The organism is Latilactobacillus parasakei (assembly GCF_049674265.1).
GTDB lineage: Bacteria > Bacillota > Bacilli > Lactobacillales > Lactobacillaceae > Latilactobacillus > Latilactobacillus sakei.
In genome coordinates this window covers 1,987,402-2,005,117 of record NZ_CP186861.1, presented here as the reverse complement: position 1 = coordinate 2,005,117, position 17,716 = coordinate 1,987,402, and the positions used below count along the sequence as shown (strand labels likewise).

General features: G+C 37.7%; 17 protein-coding genes. 9 read left to right on the top strand and 8 right to left on the bottom strand.

Features of this window, described 5'->3' with window-relative positions; translation table 11 throughout:
• Positions 1–25 precede the first annotated feature (25 nt).
• A complete protein-coding gene (locus tag ACPBEH_RS09970; protein WP_424349064.1) occupies positions 26–859 on the bottom strand; it encodes an AraC family transcriptional regulator in 834 nt (277 codons plus the stop codon).
• Positions 860–1,003: 144 nt separating this feature from the next.
• On the opposite strand from ACPBEH_RS09970, the gene ACPBEH_RS09965 reads away from it, so the two are divergent.
• Entirely contained in the window at positions 1,004–2,473 is a 1,470-nt protein-coding gene (locus ACPBEH_RS09965) for an amino acid permease (protein WP_280102715.1), read from the top strand.
• Positions 2,473–5,535, top strand: coding sequence for a beta-galactosidase subunit alpha (gene ebgA / locus ACPBEH_RS09960; RefSeq protein WP_424349063.1), 3,063 nt, complete (start codon positions 2,473–2,475; stop codon positions 5,533–5,535). The genes ACPBEH_RS09965 and ebgA overlap by 1 nt, the downstream gene beginning before the upstream one ends.
• 76 nt (positions 5,536–5,611) lie before the next feature.
• On the opposite strand, the gene ACPBEH_RS09955 is transcribed toward ebgA, so the two are convergent.
• The 3 genes from ACPBEH_RS09955 to ACPBEH_RS09945 all read right to left on the bottom strand — a co-directional run bounded on the left by ACPBEH_RS09955 (position 5,612) and on the right by ACPBEH_RS09945 (position 8,422).
• Positions 5,612–6,346, bottom strand: coding sequence for an amino acid ABC transporter ATP-binding protein (locus ACPBEH_RS09955; protein ID WP_424349062.1), 735 nt, complete (start codon positions 6,344–6,346; stop codon positions 5,612–5,614).
• Positions 6,346–7,782, bottom strand: coding sequence for an amino acid ABC transporter substrate-binding protein/permease (locus ACPBEH_RS09950; RefSeq protein ID WP_424349061.1), 1,437 nt, complete (start codon positions 7,780–7,782; stop codon positions 6,346–6,348). Before ACPBEH_RS09950 ends, ACPBEH_RS09955 begins: the two co-directional genes overlap by 1 nt.
• A gap of 205 nt (positions 7,783–7,987) precedes the next feature.
• Positions 7,988–8,422: a hypothetical protein gene (locus ACPBEH_RS09945; protein ID WP_424349060.1), complete on the bottom strand. Its 435-nt coding sequence runs from the start codon at positions 8,420–8,422 to the stop codon at positions 7,988–7,990.
• A gap of 374 nt (positions 8,423–8,796) precedes the next feature.
• Between ACPBEH_RS09945 and ACPBEH_RS09940 the strand changes: the two genes are divergently transcribed.
• The 5 genes from ACPBEH_RS09940 (at position 8,797) to ACPBEH_RS09920 (ending at position 12,321) form a co-directional block, all read left to right on the top strand.
• Positions 8,797–9,207, top strand: a complete 411-nt coding sequence (locus tag ACPBEH_RS09940; RefSeq protein WP_424349059.1) for a peptide deformylase — start codon at positions 8,797–8,799, stop codon at positions 9,205–9,207.
• 360 nt (positions 9,208–9,567) lie between these two features.
• Entirely contained in the window at positions 9,568–10,299 is a 732-nt protein-coding gene (locus tag ACPBEH_RS09935; protein ID WP_424349058.1) for a LytR/AlgR family response regulator transcription factor, read from the top strand.
• Positions 10,292–11,620, top strand: coding sequence for a sensor histidine kinase (locus tag ACPBEH_RS09930; protein ID WP_424349057.1), 1,329 nt, complete (start codon positions 10,292–10,294; stop codon positions 11,618–11,620). The genes ACPBEH_RS09935 and ACPBEH_RS09930 overlap by 8 nt, the downstream gene beginning before the upstream one ends.
• 16 nt (positions 11,621–11,636) lie before the next feature.
• Positions 11,637–12,209, top strand: coding sequence for an accessory gene regulator B family protein (locus tag ACPBEH_RS09925; protein WP_424349056.1), 573 nt, complete (start codon positions 11,637–11,639; stop codon positions 12,207–12,209).
• Positions 12,184–12,321, top strand: coding sequence for a hypothetical protein (locus ACPBEH_RS09920; protein WP_158666984.1), 138 nt, complete (start codon positions 12,184–12,186; stop codon positions 12,319–12,321). Before ACPBEH_RS09925 ends, ACPBEH_RS09920 begins: the two co-directional genes overlap by 26 nt.
• A 76-nt stretch (positions 12,322–12,397) precedes the next feature.
• Here the strand turns inward: ACPBEH_RS09920 and galU are convergent, their stop codons facing one another.
• Positions 12,398–13,300: a UTP--glucose-1-phosphate uridylyltransferase GalU gene (galU, locus tag ACPBEH_RS09915; protein ID WP_016265524.1), complete on the bottom strand. Its 903-nt coding sequence runs from the start codon at positions 13,298–13,300 to the stop codon at positions 12,398–12,400.
• 192 nt (positions 13,301–13,492) lie between these two features.
• Between galU and ACPBEH_RS09910 the strand changes: the two genes are divergently transcribed.
• Together ACPBEH_RS09910 and ACPBEH_RS09905 are read left to right on the top strand one after the other, a co-directional pair.
• The gene (locus tag ACPBEH_RS09910) at positions 13,493–14,314 is read left to right on the top strand and encodes a hypothetical protein (RefSeq protein WP_424349055.1); all 822 of its coding nucleotides are present in this window, start codon (positions 13,493–13,495) and stop codon (positions 14,312–14,314) included.
• Between the two features lie 204 nt (positions 14,315–14,518).
• On the top strand, positions 14,519–15,067 hold the full coding sequence (locus ACPBEH_RS09905) for a sigma-70 family RNA polymerase sigma factor (RefSeq protein ID WP_424349054.1): 549 nt from the start codon (positions 14,519–14,521) through the stop codon (positions 15,065–15,067).
• A gap of 280 nt (positions 15,068–15,347) precedes the next feature.
• Here the strand turns inward: ACPBEH_RS09905 and ACPBEH_RS09900 are convergent, their stop codons facing one another.
• The 3 genes from ACPBEH_RS09900 to rfbD form a co-directional block, all read right to left on the bottom strand.
• On the bottom strand, positions 15,348–16,073 hold the full coding sequence (locus tag ACPBEH_RS09900; protein ID WP_424349053.1) for an acyltransferase family protein: 726 nt from the start codon (positions 16,071–16,073) through the stop codon (positions 15,348–15,350).
• A 112-nt stretch (positions 16,074–16,185) separates the two neighbouring features.
• Entirely contained in the window at positions 16,186–16,818 is a 633-nt protein-coding gene (gene tmk, locus ACPBEH_RS09895; RefSeq protein WP_104964437.1) for a dTMP kinase, read from the bottom strand.
• 18 nt (positions 16,819–16,836) lie between these two features.
• The gene (rfbD, locus tag ACPBEH_RS09890) at positions 16,837–17,682 is read right to left on the bottom strand and encodes a dTDP-4-dehydrorhamnose reductase (RefSeq protein ID WP_424349052.1); all 846 of its coding nucleotides are present in this window, start codon (positions 17,680–17,682) and stop codon (positions 16,837–16,839) included.
• Positions 17,683–17,716: the final 34 nt, after the last annotated feature.

The following is a 17,716-nucleotide window of genomic DNA, read 5'->3' as shown; positions in this document are numbered from 1 at the left end:
CTTACAACTTTATCCCGTCACTGCGCTATCCTTTTATCACAAACCGATTGCGATACTGAATTGGTTTCATCCCCATATTACTTTGAAAGAATTTTGAAAAATATGAAGATGATGTAAAGCCACATTCATAACTAATATCCGTAATCGATAACGAACTTTTTCTGAGTAATGAACACGCCTTTTGTAGTTTTAAATTTTGAATATAGTGACTTGGCGTTGTTTTCTTATACTTCTGGAATAACTTAAAAAGATATGAACGATCAATATTATGGGCCATCGCAACTTCAGTTACTGACAAGTTTTCCGAAAAATGCTTCTTAATATAGCTGATGATCGTCACTAGTAATGCTTCATTTGGATTAATCTTCTGTGTAAGCGAATCCTTAGTCGTTAAATATTCTAGCAACTCAAATGTTGCCCCTAAGGTCCCAAATAACCGACCACTCTTTGATTGCTGGTATATCTCTGTAAATAGTTGATCGAGCAACTGATCGTAGGCATCATGAATCACAAATTCACTCACTGATAACTGACATTTAGCTAACAACGATTGCACTACCGCCCCTGATATACCAACCCATCGATACGACCAAGGATTATTTCGTTTGGGATAGTAACGATTACCATGGTGTGCCGGAATCATAAATATATCACCAGCCTGAATATGTTCTTCTGGTGTTCCCGTTAGCGAAAAATAGCCTTCACCGCTGATACAATAATGAATCACCCAGTAATCAATTGGCACATATTCAACCGGTTTAGTATCGCGGCAATGCTCAAAACCCACCTCACAAACATGAAAATCAGACGAAATCAGATCATTATTTACTAAAATATCTGCTTCTTCAGTTTGACCCATTCCAGCACATCCTCTCATCAGATTAATGTAAACGTTATCACATAATCAACATAATTACAAAAAAGTGGCAACATCTTGTATGTAATCAATTACTAATAAGGCTTATATTTAGGTTGTTAAATACAAGTACAGGAGATGAATATCATGGCTGAATCAAAATCGCGTGAACGAATTGGCTCTGTTGCTTTAATGTTGATGACCTTCTCGGCAGTGTTTGCTTTTCCAAGTATTGTCAACAACAGCATCCAAATCGGTCTCGCCACTATCCCCGGTTATATTTTCGGAACCGTCTTTTATTTTTTACCGTTTATCCTGATGATTGCGGAATTTGCATCTGCAAATTCAACAAAGGAATCCGGTGTTCATAGTTGGTTAGAAAGTGTCCTAGGTCCCAAGTGGGCCTTTCTAGGCGCTTGGTCGTATTTCTTCGTTAATCTCTTTTTCTTTTGTTCATTACTACCGAATACCTTAATCTATGGTTCTTATGCATTCTTTGGGCAAAATTTGTTCGAAAGTGCAAACGGTACAAAAGTGATCGCTATTATTTCAATTTTACTTTTTTGGATTATGACTTGGGTTTGTATTAAAGGTGTTTCCTGGATTTCAACTGTTACAAGTCTAGCTGGTAGTGCCCGCTTATTCATGGGCGTCATTTTCGTTGTACTAGCCTTCGTCGTTGTTTTTATCTTTGGCAAAGCACCTGCACAAGAATTTTCAGTTGCAACAATCAAACCTAATTTCAATTGGACTTTCTTCATGACAATGGCGTGGATTTTACAAGCTGTCGGTGGTGGTGAAAGTATCGGTGTTTATATTAAAGATGTTAAAGGTGGCAATAAAACCTTCGTTAAAACGATGATTGGTGCGACTTTAATTGTTGGCCTAATGTATATTCTCGGCGCGATTGCCGTTGGTTTAGTTGTCCCAGAAGCTGTCTTAAAAGGAAATTACTCTAACGGTATTTTTGATATTTTCAAGATTCTGGGCACTCACTTCCACATTCCTGGCGGTGTTATGTCTCGTCTAGTTGGCGTCATTTTATTCTTAGGGAGTCTTGGTTCTCTTGCACTATGGACCGCAGCCCCTGTTAAAGTTTTCTTCTCTGAAATTCCAGAAGGTGTATTTGGCAAATGGCTCGTCAAAACTAATGACGAAGGTAATCCTACCAACGCACTGATGGTACAAGGGATTATCGTAACAGTACTCTTAATCATCCCTGCACTTGGCATTGGTGATATGAATAGCTTCCTTGAAACCTTAATTAACATGACTGCTTCAACATCCCTCTTACCAGTCTTATTCTTATTAATTGCTTATATCGGATTACGTTTGAAAAAAGACGATATGCCCCGCGATTTTAAGTTTGGTAATCGTACTTTCGGTTTAATCGCAGGTATCGTATTGCTCTTAGTTTTCATCTTCGTCTTCTTCATGTCGACCGTCCCAGATCCAAAACTGATTGTAGCTGAATTACACGGCACATTGCCAAAAGGAACTGCTAGTCCGATTGGTATGTTGATTTACAACGTTTTAGGTTTAATTATCTTTATGGGATTTGCTTGGATATTCTGGGCACGTTACGAAAAAAAACAAAAAAAGGTGGCTGAATCATAATGAAATTATGGGAAAATTATCAACTCGATAGCATTAATCGTGAACCAGCGCGTGCACACTTTTTAACATTTCCATCTAAAGAAGCGGCGCAACTCAATCAAAATAAGTACACACATGCTTTCAAAAATCTTAATGGCAATTGGCAATTCTTATTCTTACAGGCCCCTGAATATAGCCCTAACAACTTCTTCAAACCTGACTTTGATACTTCAGGAATGACAACTATTACCGTTCCGGGCTCATGGCAAGTGCAAGGATTTGGTAAGATGCACTATTCTGATTTGTGGTATAACTTCCCCATCAATCCGCCTTTTGTACCAACGATTAACCCAACCGGCATTTACAAACGGTCTTTTACAATTGATGAATCCTTCAACAATCAAAAAATCATTTTGCGTTTTAATGGCGTTGATTCAGCCTTTGAGGTCTGGGTTAATGGCGAATCGGTTGGTTATAGTAAAGGTGCCCGCAATGAGGCAGAGTTTGATATCACTGATTTTGCTAAAATCAATCAAACAAACGACGTTACTGTCCGCGTTTATCAATGGTCTGATGGTACTTATTTGGAAGATCAAGATATGTGGTGGCTCAGTGGTATTTATCGGGATGTTGAATTACTAGGTGTCCCTCAAAACGGTATCAACGATCTAAGTGTCGTTGCTGATTTAGATGCTAATTATCAAAATGGCTTATTATCTGTAGAAACGACATTCCGTCAACAAGCCAATCAAACTGTTACTTTTGAACTTCGGAATCCTGCTGGTAAAGTCGTTTTAGAGGCTAGCCAACAAGTTACTAATGCAAAAGCGACCCTCGCTGCTACTATTAATGTCGTTGATGCCTGGACTGCTGAAACTCCAAATTGTTATGATTTAACGATTAGTGTTTATCAAGCTGATCAATTAATTGAAGTCATCCCACAAACAGTTGGCTTTAGAAATATTCATGTCGAAGGTGAAACATTCCTAGTCAACGGTGTCGCTATTAAATTCAAAGGTGTTAACCGCCATGACTATAATCCACATAATGGCCGTGTCGTTTCTAAGGAAGAAATTGAACAAGATATTATTCTCATGAAGCAATTTAATATCAATGCAATTCGTACTAGCCACTACCCTAATGCCTATTACCTCTATGATTTATGCGACCAATATGGCATGTATCTGATTGCTGAAGCTGATGTTGAGTGTCATGGTTTTGAGTTAACTCAAAAATACGATTGGATCACTGATGATCCAAAATGGGAAACAGCTTATGTATCCCGTTTAACACGGATGATTAACCGTGAAAAAAATCATCCTTCAATTCTATTCTGGTCACTTGGAAATGAATCAGATTTTGGTCATAATTTTAAAAGAATGGCCGCTGTCGCAAAAGAAATGGACCCAACTCGCTTAGTGCATTATGAAGGCGATTTTGAAGCTGAAGTTGTTGATGTGTATTCCACAATGTATACCTGGCTTGAACATCCTACTAAAAAGCCGCTCATGAAAGACGTCATCGAAAATAGTAAAAAACCTCATCTCTTATGTGAATACGCCCATGCAATGGGCAATGGTCCTGGTAACTTAAAGGATTATCAAGATTTATTCTACGCTCACGATAAACTCCAAGGCGGTTTTATCTGGGAATGGTTCGATCACGGTATTGAGACGCAGACTGCATCTGGTGAGACCTATTACCGCTATGGTGGTGATTTTGGTGATGACCCAAGCAATCGTGACTTCTGTATTGATGGGCTCCTAATGCCTGATAGAACCCCATCTCCTGGCTTATATGAATACAAAAAAGTCATTGAACCTATCAATACATCTGTTATTAATTTAGATGCTGGAGAATTCGAGTTGCTTAGTCGATTTGATTTTGCTAACCTCAATCAATTCCAACTCGTTTATACTGTGATGGCAGATGATACCGTTCTTCAAAGTGGCACCTTAGCACTCCCATCAATCCCAGCCCGCCAAAAAGCAACAATTCAAGTACCAATTGATCTCGACTTTACTGCTCATCCTGGCACCACCTACCTATTGAATTTCTCTTATCAATTAGCAAGCAATACCCCTTACGCACCAGCTGGTCACGAAGTTGCAACGGCTCAATTTGAACTACCAATTCATCAAATCGGACTTTCTGTTAAACCAGTTGGAACACTCACAACTCAGGAAGATGGTGCATTTCTTCAAGTAGCTGGGGCCAACTTCACGCTCACTTTTGATAAGGTACTGGGGGCCATTACGAGCTTAACGCGCGACGGTATCGAACTCATGTCAAAAGGACCACACTTCACTTTCTGGCGAGCTCCAATCAGTAATGATATGGAAATCGTGGATGAGATGAAGAAAAAGCAATTCCTTCACTTAGAACACGAAACCGTTCAAAATTTTGACTACCATCAAAATGGCCAACAACTGATCGTAACGGTTGAGACGTTAAATGGGACAACCAATAGCGCTTGGCATTATGATTGTCGTTATCAATACACCATCTATCCAAGCGGCGATATTCAATTCAATCTAAGTGGCACACCAGGTGGGAAATTAAACATGGCACCTGAAATGCTTCCAAGATTAGGTGTTGTCTTAAATCTGAACCAATCACTCGAACAAGTTCGCTACTTCGGCCGGGGGCCTCATGAAAACTACGCTGATTCAAAAGAAGCTGGTTTATTAGGTGTCTACACTAACACCGTCGATAATCTCTTTACAAACTATGTTGTCCCACAAGCTAACGGCAATCACATGGATACAAAATGGACTGCTTTTACTGATGATCGTGGCCAAGGGGTTGTTATTTCAACAGACCAATCATTTAACTTTAGCACCTCATTCTACGATGAAAAAACAATTGATAAGGCACTACACACAACAGACTTAGTGAAAGCTGATCATATTGTCGTTAATGTTGACTACAGTCAAAATGCAATTGGTAGCTTCTCATGCGGACAGTGGCAACTCGATAAATATCGAACAAAAGTCACACCATTTGAACTCTCATTCAGATTGACACCGTTTAATAGCAAAGAAGCTGTTGATAAAGAAATTGCCCACGAAAGACTAATTTAATACACTAGCAAAAAGGCCCTAAGACAAAAATGATTTTTGTCTTAGGGCCTTTTTATATAGTTCAAACGTGCTTTTTCTAAACATTCAATACCTTATTCAAGAAGTCCTTTGTTCTGTCATTTTGTGGGTTGCCGAAGACTTCTTCTGGGGCACCTTGTTCGACAATATGTCCGTCTGCCATGAAGATGACACGATCGGCCACTTCTTTGGCGAAGCCCATTTCATGGGTAACAACGACCATCGTCATCCCTTCTTTGGCCAAGCGCTTCATTACTTCGAGCACGTCGCCGACCATTTCTGGATCCAACGCTGATGTTGGTTCATCGAATAACAGAATATCGGGTTTCATCGCCAAGGCGCGCGCAATGGCGACCCGCTGCTTTTGACCACCTGACAGTGACCCCGGTTTGGCATCGTACTTATCCGATAAGCCAACTGTTTCCAAAAGATGTTTGGCGGTTTCTTTGGCTTCTTCCTGCGTCATTTTACCCAGTTCAACAGGTGCCAACATAATATTTTCCGCAACAGTGAGATTTTTAAAGAGGTTAAAGTGTTGGAAGACCATCCCAATTTTTTCCCGAATCTGATTCAAGTCGCTCTTACGATCATTAAGATTATAACCATCGACGATGATTTCACCGCTCGTTGGTTCTTCCAAACGGTTCAAACAGCGGAGAAAAGTACTCTTCCCAGAACCGGAGGGCCCAATCATAACAACCACTTCATTGTTGCCAACGGTTAAATCCAAATCCTTCAAAACTTCATTGCTACCATAATTTTTAATGAGGTGGGACACTTCAATTCTATTCATTAGTTATTCATTCTCCTCTCGATGTACTTCGATAACCATGTCAATAATGTAATCACAATCAAGTAAATCAACGCGATCATTCCCCAGATTTTGAAGCCTTCTAGGTTTCTGGCGATGATAATCTTGCCGGCTTGCGTTAATTCAACAATGCCGATAATTGATAAGATTGATGTATCCTTCAATGTGATGATGAATTGGTTAATAAAAGATGGCACCATAATCCGAATCCCTTGTGGTAAGATAACGCGACGCATTGCTTTGCCATATGGTAAGCCTAAACTGCGGGCTGCTTCCATTTGACCAGCGCTGACGGCCCCAATCCCACCTTTCACGAAGGCGGCTGTATAGGCCCCTTCATTGAACATCAGCGTAATCACACCAGCGACCATTGCGGGGATCTTTTGCCCCGTCAAACTTGGAATCCCAGTGTAGATGAATAAGGCTAAGACTAACAGTGGTAAGCCCCGGAAGATATAAATGACTGTATCCGAAACGCCCCGTGCAAATTTATTCGGTAGCACGCCGAGTAATCCGAAGAAGACACCGAAGATGGTTGCGAAGAAAATCGCGATGACCGTTAATAGTAATGTTTGGCCTAAGCCATCTAAGATTGCACCCTTATTTTCTTTTAATAACCCGAAGAAACTGTGATCAGCTTCTTTTTTGCTAGTTGCTTTAGTGTTTAAATATTTTGCTTGAATTTTGGCGTATTCACCACTGTCTTTTAACTTCTTCAAGCCCTTGTTAAATTTTGCGACTAACTCTGGGTTAGCCCCCTTCTTAACAGCGAAACCATAGTCGCCGCCTTGTGCTGGCTTGGTGACAATCTTCAAGTTCAAACCAGTCTTAATCCCGTATTGCATCACTGGTTGATCTTCGAAACAGGCCACTGAATTGCCGTTGACAACATCATTGTACATATTGTCAGAATCATCAAAAGTGACTGTCGTAAAGCCGTATTCTTTGGCCTTTGATTTTGCATAATCACCTGCGGCCGTCCCGGTCTTAATCGCAACGCGCTGGCCCTTTAACCCTTTTAAACCGGTAATCTTGCTGTCTTTTTTAACCGCCATAACAACCCCGGTGTGATAATAAGGATCCGCAAAATCAAATTTTGCTTTCCGTTCATCCGTAATTGTCATCCCGGCAATCACACCATCAATCTGTCCTGATTGAACCGCTTGAACGGCGGCATTAAAGCCGAGAGGTTGGATATTCACTTTGAAACCTTCTGATTTTGCGATGGCCTTCATGATATCAATATCAATGCCGACATACTTATTATCCTTATTCGCAAATTCAAACGGTGGATAAGTGACATCAGTTCCGATTTCATAAGTCTTCTCAGCCGCTTGTACTGACTGCACCTGTTGGCTGCCAAATACAAACAGTCCTAGTAACAACAAACTACTCAAAAACAACGTTATTTTCTTCATTGTGAATCCTCCTCTATACCCTCTTACCGGTCATTAAAATTAGAACTTAATAAGCTTCGTTATAATGCTATACTCATAATTATAATCAAAAGCTCATACTTTGTCGAATTTTTATTCATTTTATGTCCAAAAGATAAAATTTTTATTTGTTCTAAATGCTAAAAAAGGCCATTAACCTTTTCGGTTAACGGCCTTTTTTTAAGGACTAGCCTAGTTTAACGACATCTGCTAGAGCCTCATTAATTTGATGACAATAATCCTTTTGATTTTGTCGAATTTCTTTTAATTTTTCTAATATCAATGAGTCATTCTCTGTTTCAATGATCGATAACATTTTTTCAACACTACCAACATATCCTCTGAAAGCCTCTTTTAATCGCTGGTTAGTTTCAGCAAAATAACTTGGTGGATTGATGCTTTCAATCAATTGCACAAAATGTAGTAAATTAACTAAATTCTTCTGGAAATACTTTTTCAAGGAATGCAGATTCTCATTAACTAAACATCTGCCCAATACAATATTGCGGCAGGTTTGGGTATATTCATTAAAGACCGTATCAAATACTAATAATTTTTCAATGACTTGATTGCAGCGCATGATATAAGTAACCGACGACAACGTTTCTGTTTGACTTAACATTTTATTATTTCTCCCCTCTATTGTTATAGCACTTAAAGTCTTCTAAATTCTAATAGTTACCATTATATATAATACGAGATTACGCTTATTAGCAATGTTAATTGCTTTCTTTTTTCTAATTGATAACAATATAGACCATTAAGTCTATTTATACGACCACTCGGTGTCATAGTTTGTTTGTACAACTTAAATTGCTAGACCGCTTTAGGATTCATTTGCCAATTAAAAAAGCTGGCTCATTCTAAGCAAGCCAGCTTTTATAAATAAATTTGTATCCGAGCACATTATATTGTTCCGGTTTGGGCAGGTTATGAATCACTTTGGGCAACTTGACTCTGTTATAATAGAATTATTAACTTTTGAGGAGTTTTTTTATGATTAAGCCAATTATGCATGATACTAAATTTTTAAAACAAGTGGCCCTACCCGCTACATCCGCAGATAGTGCTGTTATCACCGATTTAATTGATACCTTGCAAGCTAACACTGAGCGTTGTGTCGGCATGGCTGCTAATATGATTGGCGTTAATAAGCGGATCATTATCGTTCAAATGGGTATTCTACCCGTTATTATGGTCAATCCCAAGATTATCCGTCAGAGCAACCCTTATCAAACCGAAGAAGGCTGCCTCTCTCTGACTGGGCAACGTCCGACACAACGTTACGACACAATCGAAGTACGCTATCAAGACCGCCAATTTAAAGCACAGCAGCAAGCTTTTTCTGGCTGGGTAGCTCAAATTATCCAACATGAAATAGATCATTGTGAGGGCATCCTCATTTAATGCGCCATCACACAGCCACTAGTCCTATTTTGTCTAGTGGCTTTTTATATCACTAAAAATTTTTTTAATTAATTTAAATTAATTAAAAAAATAAATTCGGGCATTATACTATTTCCTATATAAAAAATCAGCTTATCATTCGCAATAAACTCATTTTGTAATTAAAATAACCGTTGCGTCATTTATATTGACCACTTAAGTCATTAACGTTTATAACAATCGTCTTTTAATGTCATATTAATGACCCAAAAAGGCATTATAACGGCATTTTTTGACAAAAACACGACAGGTTAAAGATGCTATTTTATTAAGAATAGTGATAGAATATTAAATAATCAAGTCATACAAGGAGCATTTTTGATGTTAAATATTGCATTTTGTGACGACAATCAGTGTTTTCTAAAAAAAATCACACAAGAGATTGATCGCTCATTAGCCATCAAAGCAACTTATCAGACCTTTACAAATGCAACTGACCTACTCGATGCCTTCAAACCTGGTGTATTCGACGCCCTTTTTATCGACATTTATATGCCAAAAATTAATGGGAAAATGTTAGCCCACAAAATTCGCAATCTAGATAAGCGGGTTAAAATTATTTTCGTCACCCGCTATGAACAAGAAATTCTGAACACCTTGCAATATGATATCTATGATTTTCTACCTAAGGACCATCTCAGTGAGCGCATTGATAACTTATTAGCACGGCTGAGTCGCTCGGTTGCTTTTGAAAACAGCAAATATCTCCGGCTAAAGCTCCGCGAAACGACCGGTGAGGAACTCTATAAGAAAGTCTATCTCGATGATATTATTTACGTTCAATCACTCAACAGAAAGGTCTATCTTCACCTAGCCAACCAAACGCAATTTGAACTTGTTGGTTATGCCTTTCAAGAAATAACGGATTCACTAGTTGAAAAGGGCTTTTTGAGGACCCATCGCAAGTTCACGGTCAATCCAATCTTTATCAACGAAATTAAAAACACCAGTATTCTAATGGATAATGGTGAAGAACTAGATTTAAGCCGACGACGAAAAAAAGAAGTTCAAGAAGCATTTATATGCGGTATACGGGGGATTCTCAGTGACTAATCTAATTATCTACGTCGCACCGACTGTGATTGAAGTAACCATTCTTTATGTTTTATTGATTTTATTTTTAAATACGCGTTTTACACGCTATAGCCAGATAATCGGTACTTTGTTAGTTTTGATTGCCATAGATACGACTATCATTCTCGCAATTGCCAATTTCACTAACCTTGCTCACTCCCTATTGATGATCACCGGCATTAGTATTTCTGCTCTATTATTATTCAAGGACAAATTTATCAAAATTTTTTATTTTGTTTCGCTTGGTTACTACTTCATCTATTTCTCAGATATTTCTTCTGGTATTATCCTAGCAAATATCTTTCATGAACCAATTCCAATTATCATAGATACCGGTAAAGCTTATGGTATTTTGTTTTATATCATTACTAAATTAACGATGTTACTTCTCATATATAGTTACTACAAACTTTTTCACAATATTAATTTGGATATCTCAAAACATTATTTAATCATCATCAATTGCATTTTAGTGATGGGTACAATGCTCATTACTAACTTTATGAACATGCTAAGCAGTAATTTAAAAGCTGAGCATGCTGAACAACTATCAGCTAAAATTTTAGTTATGGTTATTCTACTGAATGCGACTATCTTTCTAACAATCTACCTATTTTCCCAACTAAGTCTCTACTATCAAAATCGTGAATTTGAGCTCAATCTACAAGCGGCTTCTACCGTCTTGAAAAATGAAATTAAAATTCAAAATAAAAAAGAACTTGAACTAAGCCATATGCGGCATGACTTTAAGGAAAATATCATGTCAATCAAATATATGATTGAAAATGAGCTTGATACCGAAGCCATCAATTATATCAACCAGATTACGGGGCAATTGGAGAAAGTTAAAGCCCAGGTTTTAACCGGCAATGTGTATATTGACGCTGTTTTAAACAACAATATCCGCCTGTGTGCCTCTAATGATATCGAACTCTCGCTTAAAGTAGATCAAGTTCAGACTGAGTCATTAGAACCCGTTTCTCTTTCCAACATCCTGATCAACTTATTGAAAAATGCCGTTGCCGCAACAGAAAAACTACCGCCCGAAAAAAGAAAAATCAGCGTCAAAATTTTTGAATATAAACATAAACTGGTATTAATTGTTAATAACTCTCATGCCGAAACTCATTTAGGCAACAAAATTAATCTTTCTAACAAAGGTTGGTTTAAACATGAGCCACATGGCTTAGGCATTAATATTATTAAGAAGAGTATTGATCGACTCCATGGTGACTATAAAATAGCCTATGACGAAACACACTTTGATATGCTCGTTTTATTACCAATTGATCAAGACTAATAATGGAGGTATTGGCTTGGAAAACCTTACAAAAATGATTACGAATCTACTCGTTAGAAAACAAGTTATCTCAGCAGACGAACAAGTCTTTTACAATTATGGCGTCGAGCTAACAATTAATGAGTTTTTGATTACGGCCTCCATCTTAATCTTTGGTCTTATCACCCATCAATTTTGGTTCACTGTCGGTTATGTGATTCTCTTTAGAATCATTCATACACAAACTGGTGGCTACCACTGTCGGACCTATTTAAATTGTTATCTGACATCCGTTTCTCTGGCTATTGTCGCTATCTATCTCGCGCAATGGCTATTATTCAATACCACTATCGCGATTATTTTCTCGCTTCTATCAGCTCTTGCTTTCTGGTTTGGAACACCGCTTGTTGAGGATAAACGTATTAAAAATGAAAAGTTTAAGCGTAACCGGATCACGATTATTGCTTTTAGCTTATTCTCAGTTTTGTGTCTGTTCTTCAATTTCTTAGCCGTTCCAATTAGCGCCGCAACGCTGGCAACCTTAATACTAGTTACAATATCCCATTTAAAGGAGGTGATATCTCATGAAGAAAGTCTTAAACTACATTAAAGAAGCCATCGTATTAAAGATGCGCTTAAACTCACTAACCGTTTCATCAGCTTGGAGCTACGAAGTTAAAAAACCAGCTGAATTAGACAAATACCTAAAGAGTATTGACTAATTCATTACACAAAAAAGATCCCGTCAATTGACGGGATCTTTTTTGTGCTTAACTACTAACCGCGATGGTCAGCACTCTATTTGTTTTCTTTCTTTTCGCTTTGCTTTAATTCTTCACCCAATTTGATGATGTATTTCTTCAAATCATCTTTAACTTCTGGGTGTTTCAAACCGTATTCGATACTTGTTTCTAAGTAACCGAACTTGTTACCAACATCGTAACGACGGCCCTTGAATTCGTGGGCGAAGACGCGTTGTGTCTTGTTCAATTCGTCGATCGCATCTGTTAATTGAATTTCGCCACCAAGACCTGGTTTTTGATTTTCTAGGACATCAAAAATTTCTGGTGTTAACAAGTAACGACCAATAATGGCCAAATCACTAGGTGCCTTATCAACATCTGGTTTTTCAACGAAGTTCTTAACGTTGTATAAGTCGTCCTTAACCTTATTTTCAGGGTTAATGACACCATATTTATCAACTTCGTTATGTGGTACTTTCATGACAGCCAATTGTGAAGCGTGTGTTTCTTCATATTCATTAATTAATTGCTTGCTCAATGGCACTTCGTCTTCCATCAAGTCATCACCTAACATGACAACAAAAGGTTCGTCCGCAACGAAAGATTTTGCAAGACGGACCGCATCCCCTAAACCGTTAGGATGTGATTGGCGAATGAAATAGAGGTTAACGCCCATATCGGTTGTTTCATTAACCATCTTCAACATCTTCGTCTTGTTCTTAGCTTTCAAATTTTGTTCCAATTCGGGTGCTGAATCGAAGTGATCTTCGATCGGGCGTTTCCCCTTACCAGTGATAATTAAAATATCTTCGATACCTGAAGCTTTTGCTTCTTCAACGATAAATTGAATTGTTGGTTTATCAACAATGGGCAACATTTCCTTGGCCATTGCTTTGGTAGCTGGTAAGAAACGTGTTCCTAGGCCAGCTGCTGGAATAACTGCTTTGCGTACTTTCATTTATTGGATCCCCCATTAATCATAGTCTAATCATAGTATGCCATACCCTAGCCGATTTGTGACCCCTAAACGCTTAAAAATGAGGAAAATATTAATATCTTAACATCTATTTGTTGATAAAATCACATTTACATTGTAAGCGTTTGTTAATATTTGCTATCCTCAAATAAATCGTTTACTTAGGAGGATCCTATGTTACTACTGCATACTCATACCGTCCCGCTCCAACATACCGTTTGTCCAGACTGCTTACCGTTAATTAAAACGGTTGATTACGATTTGCGCTTTCGAGAAACGGTTAACTGCTCGTATATCAATCATTACCATGTTAATTCGGACACAATGCTACTCGCGGCCAATAAGCACCGTAGTTTGATCATTAGTCGCAATAATGGCCTGCAAGCCACACCGCTTTCGACCCGTAAATTGATGCGCCAGTACAATCGCCAGCAACTCATTGATTTCTCACAAATGCGGCACATCTATCATAACTTTGGCCAACTGCGGAAACTACCGCAGATCAACGGTGAATATCAATTCCTACCACTCAGCGGCACCGCCCATCAAAATGCAAGTTGGTTAGCACTGCACTACGTTAAATATTATGAGCAAGCTGGCGATCATCTCCGGATTACCTTTTTGAACGAAACGAGTTGCGAACTCCTCTATAAAGGTAGACAGCTAGAAGCTGAAATTCATCAATGTGCCGCAATCGGGCGCATTCTACGCATGAGCCTCGGGATTTGTGCAACTAACTTCGGCTATACGATCGAACTCCAATCTTGCTTTAACAGCAGTATTATCCATAGCTATGACTACTGTCATTGCCAATTATGCAGTATGGTGCCTGATAACCCACAACAATTAATTCGCCTCTTAGACGACTTAGAAGTTCACAAATCAAATTACATCTACCAAGCAGCCATTCAAGAATACAAAGAATATCCGATTCATGAATTTGGCTGGTATTTACAAGGAGTGCCCAGCTTTATCAGAAAATTACGCGATTTATAAAACAACCGAAATATCGACTTTTCAGCGATTTTCAAGGTTAAATAACACTTGTTTCAGAAATTACTACTTACGAATTCCTATAAAACCAACGTTTCACTCTGATTAATCATCAAAAACGGTCGTTATTCTTTTGATCGCCAAGTCGTTATAGTGAACTTACCGGGAAAATTTACTGCGAGCTCGCGGCCTAAAGGATGAGATACAATGACCAAATCTAACCAAGCCGCTTTCAACCTCTTACTTCAAGACGATAACTTTATTTACGGTGCCCTCAAATCGCTCCATATTAATCGTTATCACGAGAATTTCGATGATCTCTACCAAGAAGCCATCCTGACCTTCATCGATGCCTATCAGCGCTTTCCAGGCGATCCTGATACCCAGGAGCACGAATTCATCGTCTACGCCTACCAAGCGATTAAATGGGCCACGATGCGGCACTTCAGACAAGAAAACGGCCGAAACAAACAAATTGGCTTCGTTAATCGTTTATCTGAAGACGATGCCCTAATGGACTACCTCGACCAGATCAGTGATCCCCACTGCGCCCCAGATAATGCCGTCATCTATAACGACCTCTTCGAAAAACTCTACCAGGTCTGCGACCCGCGTGAACGTCGCTTCCTAGTCCTACGCTACTTTGCCAACGCCAGCCTAAAAGAAATCGCCGCGGACTTAAACATCACACGGCGAACAGCTAATAATATTAAATTTAGGGTGCAGAAAAAGTTTAGTAATCTATTAGTAGATTAAAAAAATGCCTAGTCATTAGCAATAGACTAGGCATTTTTTTAATTTCCATTAGTTTTAAATCCTCTAACAAAATTGCGCATTAGTTTAAAAATATATACTCGAACGTATTCCATTAATAAAAATAAGGCAAACATTAGAATTGAAATTATAAAGAATATGATTAATCCATAAACTAGATTTAAACTTGTTAAATTTCGAAAAGCATCTTGTATTACGTAATTAAATATTATTGGATGAGTATCAATCAAATAGACAGCAAATGATAATGGCGAAATTACTATTAATATTTTTTTATCTTATCATTTTTTATGTTTATTCTTGTTAGCAAAATAAATAGGCAAATAGAAGAAACTGTAACCATTGGAGATAGGTAACTTAACCAGCGTTCCTCTCCACCTATAAATTTAATTGATACATATTCTGCTCCCACAGATATTAGCGAACAGAGTAGATACAGAATCAGTAACCAAGTATTTTTTAATCTTTTAATTCGTGGACTTACTTTTATATAGGCCCCAATTAGATACAGAATCATTAGCCAAATACCAGAATAACCCTCTAGCTCAAATAAATGCCCAACAAAACCAATAGTTACAGAAAGTACTACCAAACAAAAGACAATTTTTTCAAATACTAAAAAATCGATAGCTTTTATTCCAGCGTTTAAAAATGGAATAAAGAGAACTAAAATTAAATAAGCATTGAAATACCAGTAACTATTCATGATGGTTGGAAAAAAAGAAGTTATTATATCATGCATTTTCAACGGATAACCCCAAAAATAAAATACAATAAATATAAATATTGACCAAAATATTACTATTTTCCAAAGTTCAATAACTCTTTTATATGAAAATCGTTTTCCTGTCATCAAATAACCTGTAATTATTGCAAATATATTCACTGCAATGATTGAGCAGTTTTCTATGAACCAATAGATCATACTCATTGGATTACTATTAATATCTAAATTTCTTAAAATTCCACCATTTAATAGATTATGCAAAAAAAACAACCATCAGCATAGCTAATATTCTAGCAATATCTATCCCAAAATTTCTCTCACTATTACTACTCATTACAAAATCTCCTTATATGAGGTTTTCAACCGACTATTACTAATTGTCTAAGAACTTTAATAATTCTCTCATACAATTATCAACTACCTCAGAGAATGGCTGAGTTGCATCAATCATTTTTATTCTGTCAGTATTGTTTCTCATCAAGTTTTGATAAGACTTTCTAACTTTCTTATGGAAGTCTAATTTTTCATGGTCTAATCTATCATATTGATTCTGTCTATTCTTTTGAATTCGTTCCAAACCAACTTCAGATGGAACATCAAGATATATAGTCAAATCAGGAGTTAATCCATCCGTTGCAAATAAATTCATATCGGAAATAAGTTTTTCTCCAATACTTCTTCCAGCACCTTGATACGCTATTGAACTATCAACGAATCTATCGCATATAACAATCGCTTTTCTATTTAATGCTGGTTGTATTCTTTCAACTATATGTTGACGTCTAGCGGCGGCATACAACAACGCTTCTGTTCTTGAATCCATTTCACTATTATCAATGTCTAGAATCAAGTTTCTAATAGATTCTGAAATATTATTTCCACCAGGCTCACGAGTAACAACTATTTCTTGTTCTATAAGTGAGCTTATTTTAGGTACTATCGCTTCCAAAACACTAGTTTTTCCAGCTCCATCAGGTCCTTCAAACGTGATAAAATTTCCATCCATTATAAATACCTCACATTATTAGTCTTCTACACTACTAATGAATTTCTGTAATGCATCTTGCCATGTTGGTACTTCAAAACCGGTTGCTTTAATCTTCGTCAAGTCCATAATTGAGTGTCTTGGACGGAAAGCTTTTTGTGGATATTCATCTGACGTAACGGGGCTCACTTCTACATCCTTATCCTTCAAGATTTCGCTCGCAAATTCATACCAAGTACATGAATTATCATTTGAAAGTTGGTATAAACCATAAGGGACGTCGTTTTTAACGGAATATAACATGAATTCAGCCAATGTCCGGGTCCAAGTTGGCCGGCCAACTTGATCACTAACAACCGTTAAATGATCGTGTGTCTTAGAAAGGTTCAACATGGTGTAAACAAAATTCTTACCATATTCACCAAAGACCCATGATGTCCGGATGATGTAATATTTGCTCATCGTATTAGCAACAGCTTCTTCACCTGCTAATTTTGTCCGACCATATTCGTTTTTAGGTGCTGCTGGTGTCTCTTCTGTATACATTTGGTCATTAGTGCCATCGAATACATAATCTGTACTGATGTAAACTAATGTTGCTCCAACTGCTTCTGCAGCATTAGCAATATTTTGTGTCCCAACGACATTTACTTTGTAGTTGATTGACTTGCCCGGTTCTTCTTCGGCTGCATCAACGGCTGTATAAGCAGCACAGTGATAAACTAATTCTGGTTTGTTAGTTTCAAAATAAGCATTAACTGCTTCTGCATTCGTGATATCCAATTCAGCAGCATCTGTTCCTATATATTCGATTTGATTTTCATCTAATAAATGACGTAATTCGGTTCCTAATTGACCATTGGCACCAGTAATTAAAATTTTCATTGTTAACTCTTCTCCTTAAAAAAAGTAGGCACTC